Genomic DNA, 22,768 nt, shown 5'->3' with positions numbered 1-22,768 from the left:
ACAGGCACCGACAGGTATTTCAGGCGGCGCGTTGACAAGCAGGTTATGAAAGGAAATGCGCGCAAGCGCACCGCTTAGCGGCAGTAGCTTCCGCTGCGATACCGCGCGGTATCGAAATGAAAGTGGTCGCGGTGATAGCGGTTTGCTTCCGGGCCCAATACAGTGCCGAAGGGTCCGCAGGCACCGCGCCACATTTGACGCAAGGCCGCGCCAGCCGCACCACGCCCCCAATCGGTCAGCACTGTGATTTCCCGCCCTGATTTCGTGCGGATCCCCGCAATATCGATCGCGCGGCCAAAGGAATGCTCTGACAGACGTCCCGAAGACGCCGAATTGCGGTTCCGGCAAGAATAATGGGACACAACGCGCAAGCTTGAGATTCCTCCACCGATGTCACCGACAGCTGGGCGGGCCGTGTTGCGCACCCATCTGTTCAACGCACCGGCCGTGCGGCAATCAATTGTCGCCGCCGGTGACAGGGCGACCCCGCTGACTGACCGGACCTGTACGCCTTGGTCGATCCCGCAGGCACCCCGGCCCGGCACGGCACCAAGCACTTTGCCCTGGATTTGTGGGTTGCCGCAAACCTGCCCGCGTACGGCCGCAACACGCTGCTGTTCGGCACGCACGACAAAGGCGGCGGGGCGCACAATCGGACGCAGGGAATCAACCGGTGCGGTCGGGCTGAAAGCGAAAAGGTTTCGTTCGGCGCGCAATTGCGGTTGCGTCTGCGCACCGTGGGCAAGCTCCGGGCGCAGGAAGGGACGGGCCGTGGGGCGCAGGTTCTCGGACAGCGGGACGGCACTTGGCGCGAAGGCCAGTATCGCCGCAGGTCGGGCCAGAGGTCGTGTCGGCAGGCTGATGGGTGATGTGCGGGTGCTGATCGCTTCGGTGGCCAATGGACGTGCTTGCGGGCGAACCTGATCCTGCGCAAGCGCAGAACTGCCCAAAGCGCAAAGCGCCAGCGCCACAAAGAAACGTGTCATGTTTTCCCCCCTGTTGTCCGACCGAAATTCGGTGCGGCCGTATCCTGCCCTGCCTCGATAATACCACGCCGAATTGCCCGGGTGTGGGTAAAATAGTCATGCAGGTGTTCGCCGTCACCGCGACGGATTGCCCGCTGCAGGGCAAACAGCTCTTCGGTGAACCGCCCCAGAATTTCCAGCGTCGCATCCTTGTTGGTCAAAAATACATCGCGCCACATTGTTGGATCCGAGGCAGCGATCCGCGTGAAATCCCGAAAACCCGCAGCGGAATACTTGATAATTTCACTGTCCGTCACACGACCCAGATCATCCGCAACACCGACCATCGTATAGGCGATCAGGTGTGGTGTGTGCGATGTAACCGCAAGCACGAGGTCGTGGTGGTCGGCGTCCATCTCATCGACATTTGACCCAAGAGCACGCCAGAAACTGGCAAGCTCCTCGACTTTCTGGCGGTCCGCACCTTCGGGCGGCACGATAATGCACCAGCGATTGTCGAACAACTCGGCAAAGCCCGACCGCGGCCCCGAATGTTCCGTTCCCGCCAATGGGTGCGCAGGAATAAAGTGGACCCCGTCCGGCACATGCGGCGACACGGCGGAAATGACCGCACGTTTCACCGATCCGACATCGGAAAGAGTGGCCCCCGGTCTGAGGGATGGTGCGATTTCGGCCATGACGGAGTCCATCGCGCCGACCGGTACGCAAAGGATGACAAGATCGGCATCCTGGACCGCTTCGCACGCGCTGTCACACACGGTGCACATGTCGATCTCGCGCGCGATGTCACGCGTTTCAGCTGACCGCGCATACCCGGTGATTTCACCGGCCAGCCCGCCGCGTTTCATGCCCCACGCCAGTGATGATGCAATAAGTCCCAGACCGATCAGCGCGACCTTTTCGTAGATCACCGCCATCAGCGGGCCCCTTTGAATTGACCGACCGCATGCACGACACGTCGGCAGGATGCCTCGTCTCCGACAGTGATGCGCAGACAATTGGGCAAACCGTAACCGCCGACCTTGCGCACGATGATCCCTTGCGTCTTGAGATATTCATCGCAGGCCGTTGCTTCTTCCTCGGATGCAAAACGCGCAAGGATGAAATTGGCGGTCGATGTATCCGACAGCACGCCAAGCTCGGCCAAACCATGCGCCATCCATTCGCGCCAACGCGCGTTCTCGCTCCGGCACCGTTCGGTATGGGCGGTATCGCGGATCGCGGCAGCCCCGGCGGCAAGCGCGGCAGCCGACAAATTGAATGGTCCCCTGATCCGGTTCAACACGTCGATGACACCTTGCGGACCATAAGCCCAGCCGACCCGCAGACCGCCAAGGCCGTAGATCTTGGACAGGGTGCGTGTCATTACGACGTTCTCGCGCTTTTCCACCAGCTTCGCACCGGCGTCATAGCCTTCGACGTATTCCGCATATGCCCCATCGAGGATCAACAGCGCCTGCGGCGGCAAACCGTCGGCCAGACGCGCGATGGCCTTGGACCCGATCATCGTGCCTGTCGGGTTGCTTGGGTTCGCAAGATAGACCAGCCGCGTCTTGTCGTTGCACGCCGCAAGAATGGCATCGACGTCAGTGACCCGTTCTTTTTCGGGGACGACGACGGGCGTCGCGCCGCAGGAATGGGCATAGATCGGGTACATCGAAAACCCGTGCTCGGTGAAAATCACCTCGTCACCCGTACCGGCGTAGGCTTCGGCAAGAAGTTTCAGCAGTTCACCAGACCCATTGCCACAAATGACCCGATCGGCATCCAGATGCCAGACTTCGGCAATGGCGTCGCGCAGGACGCGATGGTCGGTCGAAGGGTAACGATGCAGATCATGGCCGGCGCGTAGGAACGCATCCTTGGCAGCCGCGCTGGCCCCAAGCGGATTTTCATTCGACGACAGCTTGAGAACATTAGTGTGCCCGTCAACAGATGACGCGCCGCCCTCGTAAAGGGCAATGTTCAAGATGCCCGGTTGTGGCTTGATCTGAAGTCCCATGTAGCAGCTTCCCCCTCGCAGTGCGCCACTTCTATCGGCCAGATCGCGCTATGACCAGAGCCCACAAAACAGGGTCACAAAGTGCCTCAGGTTGCCAGCACATTGCGGAACTGCCACGGGTCGCTTTCGTCGATATCTTCGGGAAAATGTTCCCAACGGTCCTGAAGCGGGGTCCAGTCGGTGTAATGCGCCTCAACCGGGCCAAGATAAGGGCGCTGCACTTCGAGACAGCGGGCGTGATCCATTTCGTCGGTTTCGACGATCCCGGCGTTCGGGTTTTCAAGCGCCCAGACCATCCCGGCCAACACGGCAGAGGTGACCTGCATCCCCGTCGCATTCTGATAAGGGGCCAGTGCTTTCGTTTCTTCGTTCGACAGGCGTGACCCAAACCAGAGCGCGTTCTTGTCATGGCCGAAAAGCAGAACGCCAAGTTCGTCGATCCCTGTAACGATTTCGTCCACATCAAGGATTTCATGCACTTTCTGCTGCACACCGGCCCCGAACATTTCGTGCAGGGACAGGACCGCATCATCGCAAGGATGATAGGCATAATGGCAGGTTGGGCGGAATTCCGGTGCCCCCGGATCGCCGACGGTGAAGTAATCGGAAATGCTGACCGACTCGTTATGGGTCACCAGAAAGCCGAACTGCGGCCCGGGTGTGGGGCACCATGTGTGAACCCGCGTGATTGCACCGGGACGTTCAAACCAGATCGCGGATCGGCATCCTGTGTCGTGGGTATGGGCGGTGTCGGGCGTCCAGGTTTCGTGCGTGCCCCAGCCAAGCTCTGCAGGTTGGAAACCTTCGGCGATGAACCCTTCGACGGACCATGTGTTCACGAACACATCGCGGGGACGCGGCATGGCGCGCGCCTGTGTGTCGCGTTCAGCAATATGTACGCCTTTGACCTTGAGCTTTTGCATCAGCTTGGCCCAGTCTTCGCGATTTGTCGGCGCGGCGACATCCTGACCTAGATCGCGCGCGAGCGTCAGCAGCCCTTCCTTGACGAACCAGCTGACCATACCGGGGTTCGCACCGCAGCAGGATACCGCCGTCGTTCCACCGGGGTTGGCGGCCTTTTCATCACGCACGCGCTGGCGCAGCGCATAGTTGGTGCGTTCGGCGTTGTCGGTCGTATCGAAATAGAAACCCGCCCATGGTTCAACGACCGTGTCGATATAGGGCACACCCAATTCGCGGCAGAATTTCATCAATGCGAGGCTGTCGGTATCGACGGACAGGTTGACGCAGAATCCCTTACCCGGCTCAAGCAGCTCTCCCAGAATTTCGCGATAGTTGTCGGGTGTCAGGGCGACCTGTCGGTGGCGGATTTGATGTTCCTGCAGAAACGCGACCTTTTCTGCGTCGGGTTCGATGACGGTGAATTTCGCGCGGTCATAGTCGAAATGGCGGTCGATCAGGGGCCAGGTGCCTTTGCCAATCGATCCAAAACCGATCATCACGATCGTGCCGTCGATTGTGCCGTAATGTGGATAAGCCATGCGCTGCCCCTTCCCTCGCGTCGATTGCGCGACGTGATAGGCGATTCAGGCGCGGTGCAAAAGGGGGCGTCAGGCTGTTTCCATCACCTCGACAGACAACACGGTGGGCAAATGTGCGGCGACCTCGCTCCAGCTGTCCCCTTCATCCCGGGTCGCAAAGACAGAACCTGAATTGGTGCCAAAGTAGAGTCCCGCCGGATCTTGCGTGTCGCCCGCCATGCCCTGACGCAGGACGGTAAAGAAACAGTTTTTCTGCGGCAGCCCCTCGCGCATGTCTTCCCAGCTTTGCCCGCCATCGCGCGACCGCCAGACCGCGGCGGCTGCATCGGGGGGATAGCGTCCGGCCATGTCACCATTCAGCGGAAGTGTCCAGATCGTGTCAGGGTCGCGGGGATGCACGCGGATCGGAAAGCCGAATGTCGAGGGCAGCCCTTCATTGATGTCATCCCAGCTACGTCCGCCATCGCTGGATCGCCAGACGCCGTGATGGTTTTGCTGGTACAGGATGTCACTGTCGCCCGGGGCCCGCACCATGTTGTGCACGCAGTGACCCGTTTCACCATCGCGAGGGGCAGCAGGGTGATCGTGATGGGCGCAGGCTTCGGCATTGGACAGCCGGTTGCGTCGCTCCCACGTCTGGCCTTCGTCCTCTGTTGCAAAGACTCCAGCTGCAGAAATGCCGACCCACAATTTTTTCGGATTCGCCGGATCAGGCACGATGGAATGCAGTGTCAGACCGGCTGCGCCCCCTTCCCAACTTTCTGCAGAAGGATGATTTGTCAGACCTTCGACCTTGGTCCACGTCTGCCCCATATCAGTGCTCTTCAGCAAGCATGCGGGTTTGGCACCCGCATATAGTGTGCCAAACGTGTGGGCGAGCGACCAGATTTGTGTGAAATCATCACTAAACGGAGGTGGCGTATCGGTCCAGCCGATCATCGCCGCAAAGTCAGCATCATTCGCCGCCCAGTCATCCATCTGGCCTTTGCAAAGCTTTGTCAGCGTCCATGTTGCGCCGCTGTCGGTCGATTTCCACACGCCGGCACCGAACCAGTCGCCACCGCCACCGGCCCAGATCGTGCCGGTTTCGGGGTCACCTGCCATGTGGTTGATGGACCAGCCGTCACAATGCGGGCCGCTTAGTTCCCATGCGCTGCGGTCACCGCTGTTGGTCGCCAAAAATGCACCTTTGGTCGTTCCGATCAGAAGCGTAATAGGCATGACACACCCCCCTTTTCAGCCAAGAATACCACAAAAGGCCGCATTGGCTGTCCTGAAAACGTCACCGATTGGCGCGGGCAATTTCTCACACGGCGGACAGACAGCGGAAGAAGATCGTGGGTACGGTGGTGATCATGCCGGGTCAGAGCGGGTCCCGATGGCCACTTAAATCACGTCCATCAGCGACGGCCGTTTGGCGTCTAATTACGAGCCGGAAATCCAGGACAAGAAAGGATTCGCGCGAAACAAGTTGAGAATTCAAGGGCTTGGAATAACCGAGCACACAATCAAGAAAGGCCGCACCCGGAGGCGCGGCCTTTCTGAAATCTCTGCAAGAACCGATTAGTTCTTGGCGTAGAATTCGACTACGAGGTTTGGCTCCATCGTGACAGGGTACGGTACATCGCCCAATGTTGGTGTGCGCACAAATTCGCAAGTCATCTTGGAGTGATCAACGGCCATGTAGTCAGGCACGTCACGCTCTGGCAGCTGGGATGCGACAAGGACCAGCTCCAGTTGCTTGGACTTCTGACGTACTTCGATCACGTCGCCTTCCTTGACGCGGTAGGACGGGATGTTCACGCGCTTGCCATTCACGGTCACGTGGCCGTGGTTCACGAACTGCCGTGCTGCAAAAACAGTTGGGACGAACTTGGCACGGTAGACCACTGCGTCGAGACGACGCTCCAGCAGACCGATGAGATTCTCACCAGTGTCACCCTTTACACGTTCGGCTTCTGCATAGATGCGGCGGAACTGCTTTTCGGTCAGGTCGCCATAGTAACCCTTGAGCTTCTGCTTGGCGCGCAGCTGGATGCCGAAGTCGGACAGTTTGCCTTTGCGGCGCTGACCATGCTGGCCGGGGCCATATTCACGACGGTTGACGGGTGACTTTGGACGACCCCAGATGTTTTCGCCCATCCGGCGGTCAATTTTGTACTTGGCAGCGGTACGTTTAGTCATACGCTGATCTCCTTCTTTTGCTTGCGAAGGGCGTTGTCCTTTCCGCGGATTTTGCCGCGGCGACAGGGTCCCGGTTGCCCGGACCACCAACACCAATGAATGCGCGGCTTATAAGGGTGCAGCATAAGGAGTCAACAGCCGAAATCGCGGTGGAGCTTTCGCATCCCTTTGCTATGTTAGCGCGCAAAGAGATGGAGTTGCGACATGCCTTATACCCCCGCCGAAAATCGTTACGAAAACATGGTCTATCGCCGCTGCGGCCGGTCGGGTGTGGACCTGCCTGCGATTTCACTTGGCCTGTGGCACAATTTCGGTGGCGATACGCCACATGATGTAAAACGCGCCATGTGCCAGACCGCTTTTGATCATGGCATTACGCATTTCGACCTAGCCAACAACTATGGCCCGCCACCGGGCAGCGCCGAAGAGGCATTCGGCGAAATCCTGAGAACCGATTTTCGCGGATATCGTGACGAACTGATCATTTCATCCAAGGCCGGTTACCGGATGTGGCCGGGGCCGTATGGTGAAATGGGAAGCCGCAAATACCTGATATCTTCTTGCGATGCATCGCTGAAACGGATGGGGCTGGATTACGTCGACATCTTCTATTCACACCGCTTCGATCCAGACACACCATTGGAAGAAACGATGGGCGCGTTGGATCAGATCGTGCGGTCGGGTAAGGCGCTTTACGCCGGGATCAGCAGCTATAATTCCGAAAAAACGCGTGAGGCGGCGGCCATCCTAAACGATTTGGGAACGCCCTGTCTGATCCACCAGCCAAGCTATAACATGTTCAATCGCTGGGTCGAAACCGACGGACTCAAAGACACTTTGGGCGACCTCGGGATTGGGTCCATTGCGTTCACGCCGCTGGCCCAAGGCATGCTGACGACGAAGTATCTGAATGGCATCCCCGAGGACAGCCGCGCCGCACAGGGCAAATCGCTGAAAGAAGGCTTTATTACCGAGGCGGCGATCACGAAGATCCGCGAACTCAACGCCATTGCCGAAAACCGCGGACAGACGCTGGCACAGATGGCGATTGCATGGGTTCTGCGCGATGGCGGGATCACAACGGCCCTGATCGGTGCAAGCAAGCCCAGCCAGATAACCGATTGTGCCGGGGCGGTCAAAAACCTCGACTTCAGCGCGGACGAATTGCAAGCCATTGATGCGCTTGCCCAGGACGAGGCAATCAATCTTTGGGCGGCGTCGTCCAATTCTGATAACGCACCGGGCTGATCCGGCAGTGATGCGCCAGCAGGGCCTGTATCTTGCGACTGCCTTTGGTGCGGGCTGGCTGATCACCTTGATGATCCTGTTTAACGGCACACTTGCCGTGCACGGCAGCCTGCTGTTTTCGTCCTGGGTACCCCATGCGACAGGGACGGTTGCAGCGCTGCTTTTTCTTGCGATCCTGCGACCTGCAAAGGCCAATCTGCGTCCCGTACCTCTTTGGGCCTATCTCGGCGGGATCTCTGGCGCGCTGACGGTCATGCTGACATCGGCGGCGATGAATTCTGCCCTCGCTCTGTCGGGTACGATTGCAGTCGGGCTGGCAGGACAGGTCGCCTTCAGTCTGCTGGCAGACGTGCGTGGCATGTTCGGGATGCCAAAACATATGCCGACACCACGCGACCTGGTCGCGCTTGCGCTGATCCTGAGCGGCGCACTTGTGCTGGTTCTTTTGGGTAGCGCGGCATGATCGGCTTTGCAGCAATCGCATTTATCGCAGGCGTTCTGGTCGTGGTCAGCCGACAGATTAACGGGCGTCTCGCCCTGTCGACCTCTGCACTGCATTCATCTTTCTGGAACCACATCGTCGGTTTTGTTTTCCTGACTCTGATCGCCTTGGCGTTCGGCGGTCTCTTTTTAGAGGGTACGGCAAACACACCGTTGTGGGCCTATCTGGGCGGGCCGATCGGCGTGATTTTCATCGCATTGTCAAGCTGGCTGGTCGCGCGGATCGGCGCGGCGCAGACCGCGATGCTGATCATCGCAGGCCAGATGGTGTCCGGCGTTTTCTTGGATTTGTTACTTGGGCAGGGTGGTAATCTTCTCGCCCGCGTTATCGGTGTCGCCCTGATCCTGCTGGGCATGTGGGTCAACTATGCGCCCCGCCCTAGCCTGCCTGCTGCAACCCCGCCGCATAACCCGTAATCGCGCGCACGTCATTGCGGTCCATGGGATGGCCAAAGAAGAAACCTTGGGCCTCGCAGCAGCGTTCCTGAGCGAGAAAGTCCCGCTCTGCCGCGTTTTCGATCCCTTCCGCGAGCACAGGGATACCGAGCGACGCGCCAAGGAGCAGGGTTGATCGTACGATCGCCGCCTTTTGCGGATCACAATACACATCGCGGATAAAACTGCTGTCGATCTTGATCTTGTCGAACGGAAAGATCTGCAAGGCGGCAAGCGATGAATAACCGGTGCCAAAATCATCCATGGCGATACTGATGCCGCGCTTTTTCAGGCGGTGCATGACCGCAAGAACATTGGTCTGATCGTCGATGATACTGGCTTCGGTGATTTCCAGTTCGAGCCGTTCGGGCGACAGTCCTGAAGTTGCCAGAATATCGTCAACGAGATCGACAAAATCAGGCTGTGAGAGCTGCTGCGGTGCGACGTTGACGGCGATCCGGTACGGATGTTCCCATTGCACGGCTTCATTGCAGGCTTCGCGCAAGACCCAGATCCCAAGGTTTTTAATTAGCCCGTAATCTTCCGCGATCGGAATGAATACAGATGGCGGCACAAGCCCGCGCACCGGATGACGCCAGCGGCAAAGCACCTCAAAACCGGTAACATCGCGCGAACGGATATCGTTCTGTTGCTGAAAGTTCAGGAAGAACTGGTTGTTCACAAGCGCCTTCCGCAGATCAGAAACGAGCGCATCATGTTCGCGGCTTTTTTGATCCATGACAGCATCATAGTGGCAGATCTTGCCATCGTGATCGGCCTTGGCCTGTTTCATTGCGTATTGCGATTTTTGCAGCAAATCATAGGGCAAAGCCGCATCGTGCGGGCAGCGGGCGCTACCGATGCTAACTGTCACCTCTAACGGGCCGGAAATCAGCTCGAGCGGTTGGGTCAGCGCGTCGCCGATCGCCCTTGCGCTGGCATCGACTGAGTCCTGGGCCGACATGCCTGTTTTGATCAGCACAAATTCGTCGCTGCTTGTCCGTGCGAGGAAATCCTCGGAAAGCGCGAAGCAGCGCAAACGGGACGCAATTTCGTCCAGAACGGCATCCCCCGTTGCGTTTCCCATGCGCGCGTTTATCAACCGGAAGCGGTCGATATCGATGGTCAAAACAGCAAACGGTTTTTTCAGGTTCTGCGTGACGTCCTGCGCAAATTCCTTCAGGCAAATTTGCAGATTGGCCCGGTTCGGAAGATGCGTAAGAGAGTCAAAAAGTGCCGCATTGCGCACCAATGTGCGCGTTTCCTCTGCAATTTTGATTTCAATCAGGAAACCGCCAAAACCAATCAGGAACAGGAATAACACGACAGTCATGACGATGACGCCCATTACCGTATCTGACACCCATTGAAACGGAATCTGGACTGACGGGTCGGGCCGGATTTCAAGTGCCGCCATACCGGTGAAATGCACTGTGATTGTCAGCAACACCATTGCGAATGCGCCGCCCATCCAGCAGTAGCGTGTCGTCGGGTGAAGCAAACGATGGATCGTCAGGCACCCAAACACTGCCGACAGCAGAACCGAGGCAACCATGAAACCGTGATCATGGATGACCTCTCCTGCGACGCGATAGGCTGACATGCCGACGTAGTGCATGCTGGAAATGCTCAGACCGAGCAGCGTGCCGCTTGCGACCACGTAAATCCAACCGCGACCCTTGCTGGCGATGTGAAACGACAGAGCAATACCTGTCAGAACGATCAGCAGCGATTGCGCGGTGCGCATCAGATCAAAGGCGTGATTGATCTGCGGATCATAGGCCAACATCGCAACGAAGTGGGTCGCCCAGACTGAAGTACCAGCAATCAGACTGGCAAGCCCGATCTGCAAGGCCAGCCTGTTCGCGCGAACCCGTCGTGTCCGCATGAACAGCCTAGTCGCCAAGACCGCCCCTAGCGTGCATAGACACACCGCCGCAAGAACGAGCCGGGCGTCATGTTCGATAATCAGGCTTTCAAAGGCGCGGTGCATTCAGGTCCCGGAACTCAAGCTGAGCGCCATACTTCACGGTCAATACTAAGAATTGGTGCATAGCCCAAAAAATTCGAAAATCGTGGTGAAAACGGCTAAATGTTGATATTTTTGCAATGGTTCACACAGAATGTCGTTCCAACCGTCCCGCGTTTCGGATATTCCTTAACAGCGCCAAATCGGTGACATAATTTAATCTTAGCTTAACCGCTTAACCTTGTTTTACGATCACATAGGAAAATGAAATGACCTTCTCTGAATCAATCAGAACGTGCCTCCGGGAAAAATACGCGACGTTCTCCGGACGCGCTCCACGGTCTGAATACTGGTGGTTCCAGTTGTTCTATCTGCTCATCGTGCTTGGACTTGTCCTGCTGATGGCATTGACCGGAGGCCTGTCAGGGGCATTCGATCAAAACGGCGAACTTGCACCCGGCGCGGCCGCGAGCCTTGGAATCTTCGGCATCATCTTCTTGATCGTGATGCTGGGAATGATCCTGCCGCTGATTTCCGTCACGGTACGCCGCTTTCACGACTACAACCTTTCCGGTTGGTGGTATCTTGGCGGCATTATCGCCGGCTTGATCCCATTTGTTGGTTTCCTTGCCAGCATCGCGATCCTTGTGATCACGATTCTCAAGGGCACAGATGGTCCAAACAACTTTGGCCCCGACCCGCTTGGGTCCAGCGATGCGGACGTTTTCAACTAAATGCCGCAGATCTTCTGGCGCACCTTTCAGGTGCGTCAGTTCCCCGTCCTTTTTGCCCTGCTCATTGCGCTTTCTAGCGCGGCCAGTCTTGCACGGGCACAGGACAACGCAATCTCCTACATCGACCCGCCGACGGTAGACCAAGGTGACGCTTACCGCGACGCAATCGCGGGCGACCGCATTCGTGCCGACCTGAATTATGTCGACGAAACCACCCGAAATCTGCTCGACGATAACGATACGGCACGCCCGACTGAGCCGGTACGTGAACGCGACGGCATTTACCTGCCGCTCGGCGGAAGCGGTTTCGGCGTCTTCTTTGTGGTGTTGTTCTTTGTTGTTCTGCTGTTCCTATTCCTGAAATTCGGGGCCGGTGGCACCTTGATGCGCGGCGAACCCAAGGACGGCAGTCGCAAGAAAACACCAACCGAAAGCTGGGGGCTGCGTCCTGACGACATTCCTGAAGGCGACCTGCTAAGCCGGATCAAGGCGATGAGCGACCGACGCGAGGCTTTGATCCTGCTGCTACGCTATTGCCTCTTGCGGGCGGCAGAAGCAACAGACACCCATTTCCGCCGCGCCGACACGGAGCGCGAGGCGCTTGGCCGTTTGCCCACGAACTGGCCGCGCTTCCAGCAACTTCGCCGTCTTTTGATGCAGACCGAACTTGTTCACTACGGTGGGCGGGACATCGACGACAACAGTTACCAAAGCGCCCTGAACGACGGTGCGGACATCCTGAATGCAGGAGGCCGCAATGGGCGATAACAAAGGCACCATTTTTCTGTTTGGCGGGCTCGCCGCCTTTATCATCCTTGTGGTCTACCTGATCAGCAGTGCGGCACCCGGCAGTCAGCTTGACCGGTCTGCAATCGGCACGAAGGGCCTTGTCAGTTGGCTACGGGCGAACGACGTGCAGGTTATCGAAGCGCACCGCCGCGTGCAGCTTTCCGAGCAGGATGTCGATCTGCGGCTGTTGCCGCTTTACGATGTCGACATCACGCGCACCCAAGCCCCGGCCATTTCACGTCAAGAGCAGTTGCGCCAGTCAACACAGCGCGACATTTCCGGTTTCGTCCTGGACGAAAAGCTGAGCTATGTGGAAACGCTGGTGCTGCTGCCGAAATGGCGAACCGGCACTATCATGCTGGGCCTTGCGGATAAGCAACTTCTGATCCCTATGGAAGAAGTTTCGACCCTGCTGGCACAGCTGGAACTGGGAGAACAGAAGCTGATCCGCCCTGACGTCAAATTTCTCGAGACGCGCACGGACACGGGATTCAGCGTGACACTTTACCGGCCACAACTGTTTGATCCGCTACAGGTTCGGGGCAATTGCGCGCCGCTGGTCACGGTGGCCGAAGGCGACCTTGTCATCAACTGCACAGGGCCAACGGGAATGGATCAGGTCTATCTCTCTGACCCTGATTTGTTGAACAATCACGGTCTGGCGCTTGGACAAAACAGCGCGTTTGCGCTTGATCTGGTGGAGCGCCTGCGTGCAAGCGGCGACGGGGTCGTCTACTACGACACATCTGACGATCTGCTTCTGAGCTGGCAGGAAACGCGCGACGTCGAACAGCGCCCGCGCTCGACAGAGGATGTTTCGCGTTTCTTCACCTATCCGTTCACACTGATCTGGCTATCGGTCGCGGCTGTGTTTCTGATCGCGGCCTGGCGCGGGTTTGTCCGCTTTGGCCCGCCTATTCAGGCATTCAAGGACCAGATCGGTGCGTCAAAAACAGCGTCGATCGCGGCCAAGGCTTATCTATTGCGCCTGACAGGACAGGATCACGCGCTTTTGGCGGAATACGCTGATAACAGGCTGAATGACCTCTCCCGCGATCTTTATGGCAAGAATATTGGCAAAGATCGCGCAGCCCTCTTCAACCGTCTGACAAAGATCGCCCCGAAATCCGCGGGCAATCTGATGGACGCCACCAATCGCATGATATCGACAACTGCCGAGACCTCTCCCGCTGAACTGTCGAAGATCATGCAGCAATTCGATTTATCCTACCGGAGTATAAGTGATGAACTTGGAAGAATTTCGCGAACTCGTTGACGCGACCCGTACCGAGATTAGCAGTGCCGTCTACGGCCAGGACGAGATCGTCACAACAATGATGGTTTCTGTCTTTGCGCGCGGCCATGTCCTGCTGGAAGGTCCGCCAGGCACCGCCAAGACCCTGCTAGCCAAGACCATTTCCAAAACGATGGATCTGAACTTCGGACGCATCCAATTTACGCCAGACTTGATGCCGGGCGACGTTCTGGGCGCGAATATCTTCAATTTCCAGTCAGGCGAATTCAAACTGACGAAGGGTCCGGTCTTTACCGACATCCTGCTGGCTGACGAAATCAACCGCGCGCCACCCAAGACACAATCGTCCTTGCTGCAGGCGATGAACGAACGGCAAGTAACGATCGACGGTGAGACGCACACGCTGGGCGAGAACTTCTTCGTTATTGCAACGCAAAACCCGATCGAACAGCAAGGCACTTACCCCTTGCCCGAAGCCCAGCTTGACCGCTTTTTGTTCAAACTGGTGGTCGACTTCCCTGATCGGGATGCCGAGTTGGAAATCCTTTCGCGCAACCGCAACAAGCCTGTCGGAGCCGATGACAGTCACGATCAGATTCAGCAAACCATTTCTGGTGACAAACTGGCCGCTGGGCGTGCACTGATCGACAGTATTCGTCTGGACGATACGATCCTGAATTATATCGTCGATCTGATCCGGGCGACCCGCAACGACGCCGAAATCCGGCATGGTGCCTCGACCCGCGCGGCAGACGCACTTGCCAGTGCCGTCCGCGCACGGGCAGCAATTGACGGGCGTGATTACGCGATCCCCGATGATGTGCAGGCCCTGATCATTCCGGCCATGCGCCACCGCATCGTTCTGGGGCCAACCGCGGAAATCGAAGGCCGCACGCCAGAGGACGTTCTGGGTAACATCGTCAATCGCATCGACGCGCCACGATAATGCGTCCGTCCCCGCTTCTTCTGACACTGGCCATTGGATTGTTGCTGGTCACCTGCGTCATTGCAATGACGTCGGATGCCGGTGCGCCATTGGTACAGGCAGGCTGGGCGGTGTTGGCCTTCGTCGCGCTGTGCGATCTGATCCTGACCCGGACCGGGCGCAGCATCAGCGTTGATTTTATGCCGCCCGAACAGATGTTCGTCGGAGAAAAATACAAGCAAAAAGTGAAGCTGACATCGAAATCGGGCAACCTTCCCGCTGGCATCGACATGCGCTTTGACCATGACTCAGAAATCGTTGTTGGCCCGTTCTTCTGGCCCGATCTGACTTTGCAGATCGGTGTCGACGTACCAGTCGAATTGACTTGTACCAAACGGGGAGAGTTCAAGTTCAAGCAAATCTGGCTGTTCTGGCCGTCGCGTTTCCGCCTGTTCGAGATCGTATCGCGCAAGCCGTTGGACGCGGACATCAAGGGAATTCCGAATATCCAGCCTGTCTTGTCAGGCGAAATCACGACGCAGGTGCAAGCAGAGCTTTACGGGATCAAATCAACACAGATGCGTGGTGAAGGGTCTGAATTCCACCAACTGCGTGAGTTCACGACGGGTATGGACCCGCGCATGATCGACTGGAAACGCTCTGCCCGGCACGGCGGGCTTGTCGCGCGCGAAACGCACGCCGAACAAAACCACCAGATCATCATGTGCATCGACAACGGCTATCTGATGCGCGAAGAGATCGAGGGTCTGCCGAAGATCGACCGCGGTATCAACGCCGCACTTGCGACAACTTGGGCCGCCGGGCTAGGCGGTGATCAGGTCGGGTTTTTCGCTTTTGACAGCCGCCCAAGACAATTCATTCCGCCCTCACCCGGTCGCGTGGCGTTCAACCGCTTCCGGTTCGAAGCTGCCGCCTTGAAATACTCCAGCGTGGAAACCAATCACACTTTGGCGCTTGCGCACTTGAACGGGCTTTTGAACCGGCGGTCGATGATCGTCGTGTTTTCAGATTTCGTGGATAGCACGACTGCCGAACTTCTGGTGGAAAACATGGCTGTGCTGAGCCGCCATCACCTGCTGATCTTCGTGGCGATGCGTGATCCCGCATTGGATCGGATCACCAACCCCGAAGACCCGACCCTGTCGAAGGTCGCCGAGGCCATCAGCGCATCCCAGATTTCAAAGGAACGCGAGCTTGTTCTGGACGAACTCCAGCGCCTTGGCGTTGTCTGTCTGGACATTGCACCCGATAAACTGACGCCTGAACTGGTGTCCGCCTACCTCGATATCAAAGCGCGAGAGATGATATGACCCAAGGTGAAATCAACACATCCGACCTCCGCTCTGTCCGGTTCCGCAAGGAACGCGAAGCAAGCTGGAAGGCGCTGGAAAATCTCATCAAACGTGTGGAAGGCAGCGGCATGGCAAGCCTGTCTTTTGACGAGGCACGCGATCTGGCAGCTCTTTATCGTCAAACGGTCAATTCACTGTCCGTGGCGCGTGAAATCTCGCTTGATCGTGCTTTGATCGGTTATCTCGAAAGCCTTTCGGCCCGCGCCTATCTGGTTGTCTATGCACCGCAAGAAGGCGTCAAGGACCTGGTCGTAAAGCTTTTCACCAAAGGCATCCCCCAGGCCGCACGGCGCACGTTGCCCGCGATGGTGATCGGCTTTGGCCTGATGATCATGGGCGGCTTGCTTGGCTACTTCCTATATATGCAGGACAGCAGCTGGTTCTACACATTCGTTCCCGGCGGCCTTGCAGATGGCCGCACACCCGGCGCAAGCGTCGAATACCTGCGCGGAACCATCTATGATGACGACCAAAGCTTCATGAACTCGCTTGGGGCGTTTGCCGCCTATCTCTTTTCGCACAACACACAGGTGGCGATCCTTGTCTTTTCGCTGGGTGCCTTCTGTATGGCCCCATCGTTCCTGCTGACATTCTACAATGGCACCGTGCTTGGTGCCTTCATCGGCCTTTTCGTCGAAGCGGGGCTTGGCTATGACATCATCGCGTGGCTGTCGATCCACGGTGTGACTGAAATTTCAGCGATCTGCATTGCCTGTGCAGGTGGGGTGCAATTGGGGATGGCGGTGCTTATGCCGGGCCAGATGACCCGGCGCGATGCATTGCGCGTACGTGGGCGCGATGCGACTAAACTGCTGATCCTTGCAGGCTGCATGTTGTTTGTGGCTGGTATTCTCGAAGGCTTTTTCCGCCAGACCGTGCAATCCGCCGAACTGCGCCTTATCATCGGCTGGGGCATCGGCGCATTGTGGGTGCTGTGGTTGACGCTGGCCGGCCGGGGAGAGGACCGCACCGCATGAGCCGCAAACCAACCCGCCGGAATCAGGCGCAAAAGACGGCGTCTGATTACAACCAGATATATCAAAAACAGCAGGAAAAGCAGACCTTGCTGATCACACCGCCGGAAGGTGTGCCGATCGGGTTTGGCCGCGCGGATTTCGGTGCCCGTGTGGGTGCGCAAATGCTCGATTTGCTGATTACCTATGGCATCCTGTTCGTCACCATCCTCATCGTGTTTCTGAACGCGAATATGTCGTGGGAAACCGCAATGGCGTTCTTTGCGCTGCTTAGCTTTCTGCTGCGCATTCCGTACTACATTTTGACGGAATTGGTCTGGAACGGGCGGACGCTGGGCAAGAAATGGGTAAACCTGCGGGTGATTTCCCTGAACGGTCGCCGCCTCGAACCGCATCAAGTGGTTGTGCGCAACCTGATGAAAGAAGCCGAGGTTTTCACTCCGATCGGGCTGGTGTTCGGTATTGGAACGGAAAGCGGCTGGACCCAGTTCTTTATGTTCCTGTTCCTGCTTGTGACAATTTCGATTCCGATCTTTTCCAAGGACAAGCAACGCATTGGCGACATGATCGCGGGCACGGTCGTTGTGCGCCAACCAAAGGTCTTGCTGGCAACAGAACTGACAGAGGCTGCGCCCACCGGTGATGACGAGTTTGTCTTTGAACCATCGCATCTGGAACACTACGGCAAATTCGAATTGCAGTTCCTGGAAGACATCCTGCGCGATCGCTCGACAAATCAGATGGCGATCGACAGGGACAAGGATGTCACGCGCACCATCGCCCGCAAGATCGGTTTCACTGCGCCAATCCAGTCAAACCGCGCTCGGCTTTTCCTGCGGGCGTTTTACAATGCTCAGCGCGCGCATCTTGAGGGCCGCCAACTGTTCGGTGACCGCCGCGAAGACAAATACCACAACAAGGCCGGCGACCGCGCGCAATAACCGCGCTTGTAGATTCCTAACCATTCTGTAATTTCTTGGTTTATGGGCAAAAAACATCATCATTTCAGTGAAATGTCAGCGGATGACGGCGTCCGTTCTCCTTATGCCACCTATAACAGCTGGATTGTGGATCAAGACACCGCGCGGCTGGCCCAAAAGGCCCGCGCAGCAGAAGCTTTCTTTCGCCGCTCCGGCATTACCTTCAATGTCTACGGTCAGTCAGATGGCGAAGAACGGTTGATTCCCTTCGACCTCGTGCCCCGTATCCTGTCGGCGGCAGAGTGGTCGAAACTGTCAAAAGGGGTGGATCAGCGCGTGCGGGCAATCAACGCATTCCTGCATGACATCTACAACCGTCAGGAAATTCTGAAAGCGGGTATTGTTCCGATTGATCTAATCGCAAAGAACGATGCGTTCCTGCCGCAGATGATGGATTTCACCCCACCCGGCAGCGTCTACACGCATATCGTGGGTACCGATATCGTCCGCACGGGCGAAGATGATTTCTTTGTACTTGAAGACAATGCGCGCACGCCGTCCGGTGTCAGCTATATGCTCGAAAACCGCGAAACGATGCTCCAGATGTTTCCCGAGCTGTTCAGCAAGATCAAGGTGCAGCGAGTCAGCGACTATCCCAAGAACCTGCGCGAGTCGCTCGAAGCATCGGCACCGCCGAACTTCGACGGGTCGCGCCCTTGCGTCGTCGTGCTGACACCCGGCATTCATAACTCGGCGTACTATGAACACAGCTTTCTGGCAGATCAGATGGGCGTTGAACTGGTCGAAGGACACGATCTGCGCGTTATTGACGGGCATATCGCAATGCGCACGACGCGCGGTTACAAAACGATCGATGTGATCTATCGCCGGGTCGATGACGATTTCCTTGATCCACTGACGTTCAATCCCAACTCCATGCTTGGTGTCCCCGGAATTATGGATGTCTATCGCGCGGGCAATATCACAATTGCAAATGCTCCCGGAACCGGCGTTGCGGATGATAAGGCGATCTATAGCTACATGCCCGATATCGTCGAATTCTATACCGGCGAGAAAGCGATCCTGAAAAACGTCGAAACCTTTCGCTGTTCAGAAGCAGACAGCCTGCAATATGTGCTCGACAATCTTTCGCAGTTGGTCGTCAAGGAAGTCCATGGATCGGGCGGTTATGGCATGCTGGTCGGACCTGCGGCCAGCAAGGCTGAACTCGCCGACTTTGCCGACAAGCTGAAAGCCAGACCCGCCAACTACATCGCACAACCGACCCTGTCCCTGTCCACCGTGCCGATTTTCACTGAAAGCGGTCTTGCACCACGCCATGTCGATTTGCGCCCTTTCGCACTTGTCTCACCACAAGGTGTGAACATCGCGCCGGGCGGACTGACCCGTGTGGCCCTGACCGAAGGCAGCCTTGTGGTGAACTCTTCCCAAGGGGGCGGCACCAAGGACACTTGGGTGCTGGAGGACTGAGATGCTTGGAAAAACGGCAGGTGGACTTTACTGGATGTTTCGCGGGTTGGAGCGCGCGGAAAACACCGCCCGGCTGATCGAAGCAGGTTTCCGGATTGCACTGACGCGGTCCAGCGATCCCGAGTCAGAATGGCAATCCGTTATTGTGACTGCCGCACAGCAGCAAAGTTATGAATCAAAGCATCAAGGCTTTGACAGCGCCCGCGTAACGGATTTCCTGCTGCGTGATCCCGACAATCCAAGCGCTGTGCGGTCCGTCATCAAGACGGCCCGCGACAATGCGCGCCTGACCCGCACGGCGCTGACAACCGAGGTCTGGGCCGCAGTCAACGAAACCTGGATGATGCTGGACGAAATCCTGCGCGATCCAGTGCCCGAAGCCGAATTGCCAGATGTGCTCAACACGATCCGCCAGCAATCCGCACTGGTACGCGGCGCATTGCATGGCACGATGCTGCGCAACGATATCTATGACTTCTGCCGTCTTGGTACTTTTATGGAACGGGCCGATAATACGGCACGGATCATCGACGTGAAATATCACGCGTTGCTGCCCGCTCCATCCTTTGTCGGAAGCCGGATGGACAACGTTCAGTGGGAAATGGTCTTGCGGTCTGTCTCGGCCCACCGGTCATTCCGCTGGGCAGTCGATGGCGAATATAACGCGGCCAATATCGCCGACTTTCTGATCCTTGACCGGCGCATGCCGCGCTCTCTTGCGTTCTGCACCAGCCAGCTTGTCGAGAACCTGACCTATCTGGCGGATGAGTATGGCGAGGACAGCGCAAGCCTGCAACTGGCGAAGTCCTTCGATGCACGCCTGAAAGATCGCGATATCAACTCGATTTTCGAGGAAGGGTTGCACGAATTCCTTGGATCTGCCCTTTCGGCTGCTGCCATGCTGGGCCAGCAGATCGAGCAAGAATACAGGTTCAATTACTGATGCCCCTGTCGATAACCCACACCACGCGCTACACCTATGACCAGCCGGTCAGCTATGCCCTGCAAAAGGTGCGCTTACGGCCGCAATCCAACCCGCTGCAAGAGGTGATCCGTTGGGACCTATCAATTGATGGTGGCCGGATCGAAACAAGTTACCGCGATCACTATGGCAATCATGTCGATCTGGTCAGCGCCGACATTGACACGCAGGAAATGACGATCACGGCGACAGGAGAAGTCGAAGTGAAGGATCGCGCCGGCGTTTTGGGCATGGTCTATGGTCGCGCCCCGCTTTGGCACTTTACACAAGAAACGCCACTGACGACAGCCGGACCGCTGATTGCGCCGCTGGCCAAAATCGCGGCGGTCGATCCCGTCACGACTGAAGTGCTGCACGCCCTCTCTGCCGCCATTCTGGAAGCCGTGCCCTATCAGGCGGGCCAAACACACGCAGGCACTTCCGCAGAAGAGGCGATGACCCTGCAATGGGGTGTTTGCCAGGACCACAGCCACATCTTTCTGGCCGCTGCCCGTCATGCGGGAATCGCCGCGCGCTATGTCAGCGGGTACCTGCATATGACCGACCGCGTCGATCAGGATGCCAGCCACGCTTGGGTCGAAGCGCATGTGCCCGACCTCGGGTGGGTGGGTTTTGACATTTCGAACGGGATCAGCCCGGACGAACGCTATGTCCGCCTTGCTGTCGGGCGTGACGCGCAGGACGCCGCTCCGATTTCGGGGTTGCGCATGGGCAGCGGTGACGAGACCATGATTGTATCTTTGCAGGTGCAGCAGTAAGCCTTGTCGGACAAAGATTCCAAGGACCAGTTCCATGACATATTGCGTTGGCTTGCGTTTGAACAAAGGTCTTGTTTTCATGGCCGACACACGCACGAATGCAGGGGTCGATAACTTCTCGACGACCCGCAAGATGTTCAGTTGGTCAATTCCCGGCGAACGCGCGATCACGATCATGACGGCTGGAAATCTGGCGACGACGCAGGCGATGATCAGCCTTCTGAACGAAAGGTCCGAAGCGGTTGCTGATCGCGACCCCGGCATTCTGAACCAGCCAACGATGTTTCAGGTTGCCCGACTGGTGGGTGCCACGCTGAAAGAGGTCATCGCCTACAGCACTCCGTCGTCCCCGTCAGCTGCTGATCAGTTCGGCGCATCCGTGATCGTCGGCGGTCAGATCAAAGGCGGCAAGCCCACCATCTTCCTTGTCTATCCCGAAGGCAACTTTATCGAGGTGTCAGCGGATTCCCCATTTTTCCAGATCGGCGAAACAAAGTATGGCAAACCCATTCTTGTGCGCGCCTATGACGCCGACCTTGCCTTTGAGGATGCGTTGAAACTGCTCATAGTGTCCTTTGACAGTACTGTGAAATCGAACTTGTCCGTTGGTCTGCCGTTCGATCTGCAGGTCTACGAGAGCGACAGCTATGATGTCGATCGGACAGCGCGGATCGAAACGGATGACCCGGTTTACAAGCGCATTTCATCCCGCTGGGGCGATGCGTTGAAGAATGCCTTGGATCAGTTGCCGCCCTACGAAATCTAAACACGGCGCAGGGGGCGTTTCAGTCCAGCTTGAAGCCAATCGCACGAATGTAGGCCCCGAAATCCGCCCGCTCTGGCTGGCTGTATTGCCGCACCTTGTCTTCGGACCAGCCGTAGTCCGCGCTTTCGCCAAAGGTTTCGACGTTGCGCTGCCGCGCATAAGGCAGCGCTGCAGCGCGCGAAGTGTCGTAATCACGAACCGCTTCTTTCAGGTTCTCCTCGCCATAGCGATCAGTGTGACAGGTGACGCGCAGCGGCAGACGTGGCGAGATCGATGCCGCACTCTCCGGAAAACCCACCGCCAGACCGGCAAACGGAAAGACATGGTTCGGTAGGCCAAGCAGTTTTGACACGGCAGCAGATTCATTGCGCACGGCACTGATCGGACAGCAGCCAAGTCCCATCGCTTCCGCCGCAGTGACAAACGCACCCAAAGAGATGGCCGCATCGCCCGCCGCATTGAAGACAGCATCGAAATGATCGTTGGCGAATGGCACGTCGTGGATTTCGTGGAGTAACCTCTGACGACGGTTATTTCCGCAGAAAATTGCGATCATCGGGGCCTTTGCCACCCAGTCCTGGCCCGCAACAAGCCGGGAAAGTTCACTCCGGACCGCGTCAGATTTCAGCAGTATTATGTCGCGCTGCTGCAAATCGCTTTTGGTCGGGGCGGACATCGCGATGGCACATAGAAGATCAAGCCACCCGTCAGGCACAGGTTCGGGCCGAAAAGTCCGACAGGAGCCACGCGCAGCCATGTTTGCAATCAAGTCGTGGTCAGAAAACGTATCGACATCCAATAGAGCGTCGCAAAAGCGTGCGTGCAGCGCTGAGTGGAGTTTGGAGTCCTGTCCCATCTTGCCTTTCCCGCGCTTGCCGCGCCGTTACAATCGGACTGCAGAAAGCCGCAAACTTCGCCTTCTTTCGAGCCGCCTGTCATGTATAGTCTGTCATGGATGCCCCATTTCTTGAAAG

General features: G+C 57.4%; 23 protein-coding genes. 15 read left to right on the top strand and 8 right to left on the bottom strand.

Features of this window, described 5'->3' with window-relative positions:
- Nucleotides 1-74: 74 nt before the first annotated feature.
- From BMY44_RS00380 to BMY44_RS00360, 5 genes are all read right to left on the bottom strand, one after another.
- The gene (locus BMY44_RS00380; protein WP_089988896.1) at nucleotides 75-986 is read right to left on the bottom strand and encodes an extensin-like domain-containing protein; all 912 of its coding nucleotides are present in this window, start codon (nucleotides 984-986) and stop codon (nucleotides 75-77) included.
- Nucleotides 983-1,903, bottom strand: a complete 921-nt coding sequence (locus BMY44_RS00375) for a prephenate/arogenate dehydrogenase family protein (RefSeq protein WP_207510463.1) — start codon at nucleotides 1,901-1,903, stop codon at nucleotides 983-985. The genes BMY44_RS00380 and BMY44_RS00375 overlap by 4 nt, the downstream gene beginning before the upstream one ends.
- Nucleotides 1,903-2,988, bottom strand: a complete 1,086-nt coding sequence (hisC, locus tag BMY44_RS00370) for a histidinol-phosphate transaminase (RefSeq protein WP_089988893.1) — start codon at nucleotides 2,986-2,988, stop codon at nucleotides 1,903-1,905. Before hisC ends, BMY44_RS00375 begins: the two co-directional genes overlap by 1 nt.
- Before the next feature lie 86 nt (nucleotides 2,989-3,074).
- Nucleotides 3,075-4,490, bottom strand: coding sequence for a homospermidine synthase (locus BMY44_RS00365; RefSeq protein ID WP_089988891.1), 1,416 nt, complete (start codon nucleotides 4,488-4,490; stop codon nucleotides 3,075-3,077).
- 69 nt (nucleotides 4,491-4,559) lie between these two features.
- The gene (locus BMY44_RS00360) at nucleotides 4,560-5,711 is read right to left on the bottom strand and encodes a WD40/YVTN/BNR-like repeat-containing protein (RefSeq protein ID WP_089988888.1); all 1,152 of its coding nucleotides are present in this window, start codon (nucleotides 5,709-5,711) and stop codon (nucleotides 4,560-4,562) included.
- Here BMY44_RS00360 and BMY44_RS18125 point away from each other — a divergent pair.
- On the top strand, nucleotides 5,710-5,880 hold the full coding sequence (locus BMY44_RS18125) for a hypothetical protein (RefSeq protein WP_165611758.1): 171 nt from the start codon (nucleotides 5,710-5,712) through the stop codon (nucleotides 5,878-5,880). The genes BMY44_RS00360 and BMY44_RS18125 overlap by 2 nt on opposite strands.
- Before the next feature lie 173 nt (nucleotides 5,881-6,053).
- On the opposite strand, the gene rpsD is transcribed toward BMY44_RS18125, so the two are convergent.
- Nucleotides 6,054-6,674 carry a 30S ribosomal protein S4 gene (rpsD, locus tag BMY44_RS00355; protein WP_089988886.1) on the bottom strand — a complete coding sequence of 207 codons (621 nt, stop codon included), beginning with the start codon at nucleotides 6,672-6,674 and terminating at the stop codon, nucleotides 6,054-6,056.
- 204 nt (nucleotides 6,675-6,878) lie between these two features.
- Here rpsD and mgrA point away from each other — a divergent pair, with 204 nt between their 5' ends.
- From mgrA to BMY44_RS00340, 3 genes are read left to right on the top strand one after another with little or no spacing between them, the layout of a single operon-like run.
- Nucleotides 6,879-7,922, top strand: coding sequence for an L-glyceraldehyde 3-phosphate reductase (mgrA, locus tag BMY44_RS00350; protein ID WP_089988883.1), 1,044 nt, complete (start codon nucleotides 6,879-6,881; stop codon nucleotides 7,920-7,922).
- Nucleotides 7,923-7,932: 10 nt separating this feature from the next.
- Entirely contained in the window at nucleotides 7,933-8,385 is a 453-nt protein-coding gene (locus tag BMY44_RS00345; RefSeq protein WP_089988880.1) for a DMT family transporter, read from the top strand.
- Nucleotides 8,382-8,840: a DMT family transporter gene (locus tag BMY44_RS00340; RefSeq protein ID WP_089988876.1), complete on the top strand. Its 459-nt coding sequence runs from the start codon at nucleotides 8,382-8,384 to the stop codon at nucleotides 8,838-8,840. Before BMY44_RS00345 ends, BMY44_RS00340 begins: the two co-directional genes overlap by 4 nt.
- On the opposite strand, the gene BMY44_RS00335 is transcribed toward BMY44_RS00340, so the two are convergent.
- Entirely contained in the window at nucleotides 8,803-10,746 is a 1,944-nt protein-coding gene (locus BMY44_RS00335; RefSeq protein ID WP_165611757.1) for a putative bifunctional diguanylate cyclase/phosphodiesterase, read from the bottom strand. The two genes, BMY44_RS00340 and BMY44_RS00335, sit on opposite strands and share 38 nt — an antisense overlap.
- Before the next feature lie 350 nt (nucleotides 10,747-11,096).
- Between BMY44_RS00335 and BMY44_RS00330 the strand changes: the two genes are divergently transcribed.
- From BMY44_RS00330 to BMY44_RS00280, 11 genes are read left to right on the top strand one after another with little or no spacing between them, the layout of a single operon-like run.
- On the top strand, nucleotides 11,097-11,561 hold the full coding sequence (locus BMY44_RS00330; RefSeq protein WP_089988871.1) for a DUF805 domain-containing protein: 465 nt from the start codon (nucleotides 11,097-11,099) through the stop codon (nucleotides 11,559-11,561).
- Nucleotides 11,562-12,329 carry a hypothetical protein gene (locus BMY44_RS00325; protein WP_089988868.1) on the top strand — a complete coding sequence of 256 codons (768 nt, stop codon included), beginning with the start codon at nucleotides 11,562-11,564 and terminating at the stop codon, nucleotides 12,327-12,329.
- On the top strand, nucleotides 12,319-13,626 hold the full coding sequence (locus tag BMY44_RS00320; protein ID WP_131801547.1) for a nucleoside/nucleotide kinase family protein: 1,308 nt from the start codon (nucleotides 12,319-12,321) through the stop codon (nucleotides 13,624-13,626). The genes BMY44_RS00325 and BMY44_RS00320 overlap by 11 nt, the downstream gene beginning before the upstream one ends.
- Complete coding sequence (locus BMY44_RS00315) at nucleotides 13,595-14,551, top strand: AAA family ATPase (RefSeq protein ID WP_089988863.1); 957 nt, start codon at nucleotides 13,595-13,597, stop codon at nucleotides 14,549-14,551. The genes BMY44_RS00320 and BMY44_RS00315 overlap by 32 nt, the downstream gene beginning before the upstream one ends.
- A complete protein-coding gene (locus BMY44_RS00310) occupies nucleotides 14,551-15,861 on the top strand; it encodes a DUF58 domain-containing protein (RefSeq protein WP_089988860.1) in 1,311 nt (436 codons plus the stop codon). The genes BMY44_RS00315 and BMY44_RS00310 overlap by 1 nt, the downstream gene beginning before the upstream one ends.
- A complete protein-coding gene (locus BMY44_RS00305; protein WP_089988858.1) occupies nucleotides 15,858-16,880 on the top strand; it encodes a stage II sporulation protein M in 1,023 nt (340 codons plus the stop codon). The genes BMY44_RS00310 and BMY44_RS00305 overlap by 4 nt, the downstream gene beginning before the upstream one ends.
- Entirely contained in the window at nucleotides 16,877-17,818 is a 942-nt protein-coding gene (locus BMY44_RS00300) for an RDD family protein (protein ID WP_089988855.1), read from the top strand. The genes BMY44_RS00305 and BMY44_RS00300 overlap by 4 nt, the downstream gene beginning before the upstream one ends.
- Nucleotides 17,819-17,860: 42 nt before the next feature.
- Nucleotides 17,861-19,288 carry a circularly permuted type 2 ATP-grasp protein gene (locus BMY44_RS00295; protein WP_089988853.1) on the top strand — a complete coding sequence of 476 codons (1,428 nt, stop codon included), beginning with the start codon at nucleotides 17,861-17,863 and terminating at the stop codon, nucleotides 19,286-19,288.
- Between the two features lies 1 nt (nucleotide 19,289).
- The gene (locus BMY44_RS00290; protein ID WP_089988851.1) at nucleotides 19,290-20,231 is read left to right on the top strand and encodes an alpha-E domain-containing protein; all 942 of its coding nucleotides are present in this window, start codon (nucleotides 19,290-19,292) and stop codon (nucleotides 20,229-20,231) included.
- Nucleotides 20,231-21,028: a transglutaminase family protein gene (locus BMY44_RS00285; protein ID WP_089988849.1), complete on the top strand. Its 798-nt coding sequence runs from the start codon at nucleotides 20,231-20,233 to the stop codon at nucleotides 21,026-21,028. The genes BMY44_RS00290 and BMY44_RS00285 overlap by 1 nt, the downstream gene beginning before the upstream one ends.
- Nucleotides 21,029-21,062: 34 nt before the next feature.
- The gene (locus tag BMY44_RS00280) at nucleotides 21,063-21,794 is read left to right on the top strand and encodes a proteasome-type protease (RefSeq protein ID WP_089988847.1); all 732 of its coding nucleotides are present in this window, start codon (nucleotides 21,063-21,065) and stop codon (nucleotides 21,792-21,794) included.
- Between the two features lie 19 nt (nucleotides 21,795-21,813).
- On the opposite strand, the gene BMY44_RS00275 is transcribed toward BMY44_RS00280, so the two are convergent.
- The gene (locus tag BMY44_RS00275) at nucleotides 21,814-22,650 is read right to left on the bottom strand and encodes a nitroreductase family protein (protein WP_089988844.1); all 837 of its coding nucleotides are present in this window, start codon (nucleotides 22,648-22,650) and stop codon (nucleotides 21,814-21,816) included.
- Between the last annotated feature and the right edge of the window lie 118 nt (nucleotides 22,651-22,768).

This window comes from Cognatiyoonia koreensis, assembly GCF_900109295.1.
Lineage (GTDB): Bacteria > Pseudomonadota > Alphaproteobacteria > Rhodobacterales > Rhodobacteraceae > Cognatiyoonia > Cognatiyoonia koreensis.
Note: the sequence above shows the minus strand (reverse complement) of the source record. Positions and strands in the feature narration are given on the sequence as shown.

Bases quoted from the DNA above. Each gene is read 5' to 3' on its own strand.
- BMY44_RS00330 (WP_089988871.1), top strand. From the start codon at position 11,097: ATGACCTTCTCTGAATCAATCAGAACGTGCCTCCGGGAAAAATACGCG.
- BMY44_RS00305 (WP_089988858.1), top strand. From the start codon at position 15,858: ATGACCCAAGGTGAAATCAACACATCCGACCTCCGCTCTGTCCGGTTC.
- BMY44_RS00310 (WP_089988860.1), top strand. From the start codon at position 14,551: ATGCGTCCGTCCCCGCTTCTTCTGACACTGGCCATTGGATTGTTGCTG.
- BMY44_RS00290 (WP_089988851.1), top strand. From the start codon at position 19,290: ATGCTTGGAAAAACGGCAGGTGGACTTTACTGGATGTTTCGCGGGTTG.
- BMY44_RS00295 (WP_089988853.1), top strand. From the start codon at position 17,861: ATGGGCAAAAAACATCATCATTTCAGTGAAATGTCAGCGGATGACGGC.
- rpsD (WP_089988886.1), bottom strand. From the start codon at position 6,674: ATGACTAAACGTACCGCTGCCAAGTACAAAATTGACCGCCGGATGGGC.
- BMY44_RS00365 (WP_089988891.1), bottom strand. From the start codon at position 4,490: ATGGCTTATCCACATTACGGCACAATCGACGGCACGATCGTGATGATC.
- BMY44_RS00375 (WP_207510463.1), bottom strand. From the start codon at position 1,903: ATGGCGGTGATCTACGAAAAGGTCGCGCTGATCGGTCTGGGACTTATT.
- BMY44_RS00380 (WP_089988896.1), bottom strand. From the start codon at position 986: ATGACACGTTTCTTTGTGGCGCTGGCGCTTTGCGCTTTGGGCAGTTCT.
- BMY44_RS00275 (WP_089988844.1), bottom strand. From the start codon at position 22,650: ATGGGACAGGACTCCAAACTCCACTCAGCGCTGCACGCACGCTTTTGC.
- BMY44_RS00340 (WP_089988876.1), top strand. From the start codon at position 8,382: ATGATCGGCTTTGCAGCAATCGCATTTATCGCAGGCGTTCTGGTCGTG.
- hisC (WP_089988893.1), bottom strand. From the start codon at position 2,988: ATGGGACTTCAGATCAAGCCACAACCGGGCATCTTGAACATTGCCCTT.
- BMY44_RS18125 (WP_165611758.1), top strand. From the start codon at position 5,710: ATGACACACCCCCCTTTTCAGCCAAGAATACCACAAAAGGCCGCATTG.
- BMY44_RS00360 (WP_089988888.1), bottom strand. From the start codon at position 5,711: ATGCCTATTACGCTTCTGATCGGAACGACCAAAGGTGCATTTTTGGCG.
- BMY44_RS00300 (WP_089988855.1), top strand. From the start codon at position 16,877: ATGAGCCGCAAACCAACCCGCCGGAATCAGGCGCAAAAGACGGCGTCT.
- BMY44_RS00315 (WP_089988863.1), top strand. From the start codon at position 13,595: ATGAACTTGGAAGAATTTCGCGAACTCGTTGACGCGACCCGTACCGAG.
- BMY44_RS00320 (WP_131801547.1), top strand. From the start codon at position 12,319: ATGGGCGATAACAAAGGCACCATTTTTCTGTTTGGCGGGCTCGCCGCC.
- BMY44_RS00285 (WP_089988849.1), top strand. From the start codon at position 20,231: ATGCCCCTGTCGATAACCCACACCACGCGCTACACCTATGACCAGCCG.
- BMY44_RS00280 (WP_089988847.1), top strand. From the start codon at position 21,063: ATGACATATTGCGTTGGCTTGCGTTTGAACAAAGGTCTTGTTTTCATG.
- mgrA (WP_089988883.1), top strand. From the start codon at position 6,879: ATGCCTTATACCCCCGCCGAAAATCGTTACGAAAACATGGTCTATCGC.
- BMY44_RS00335 (WP_165611757.1), bottom strand. From the start codon at position 10,746: ATGCGGACACGACGGGTTCGCGCGAACAGGCTGGCCTTGCAGATCGGG.
- BMY44_RS00345 (WP_089988880.1), top strand. From the start codon at position 7,933: ATGCGCCAGCAGGGCCTGTATCTTGCGACTGCCTTTGGTGCGGGCTGG.
- BMY44_RS00325 (WP_089988868.1), top strand. From the start codon at position 11,562: ATGCCGCAGATCTTCTGGCGCACCTTTCAGGTGCGTCAGTTCCCCGTC.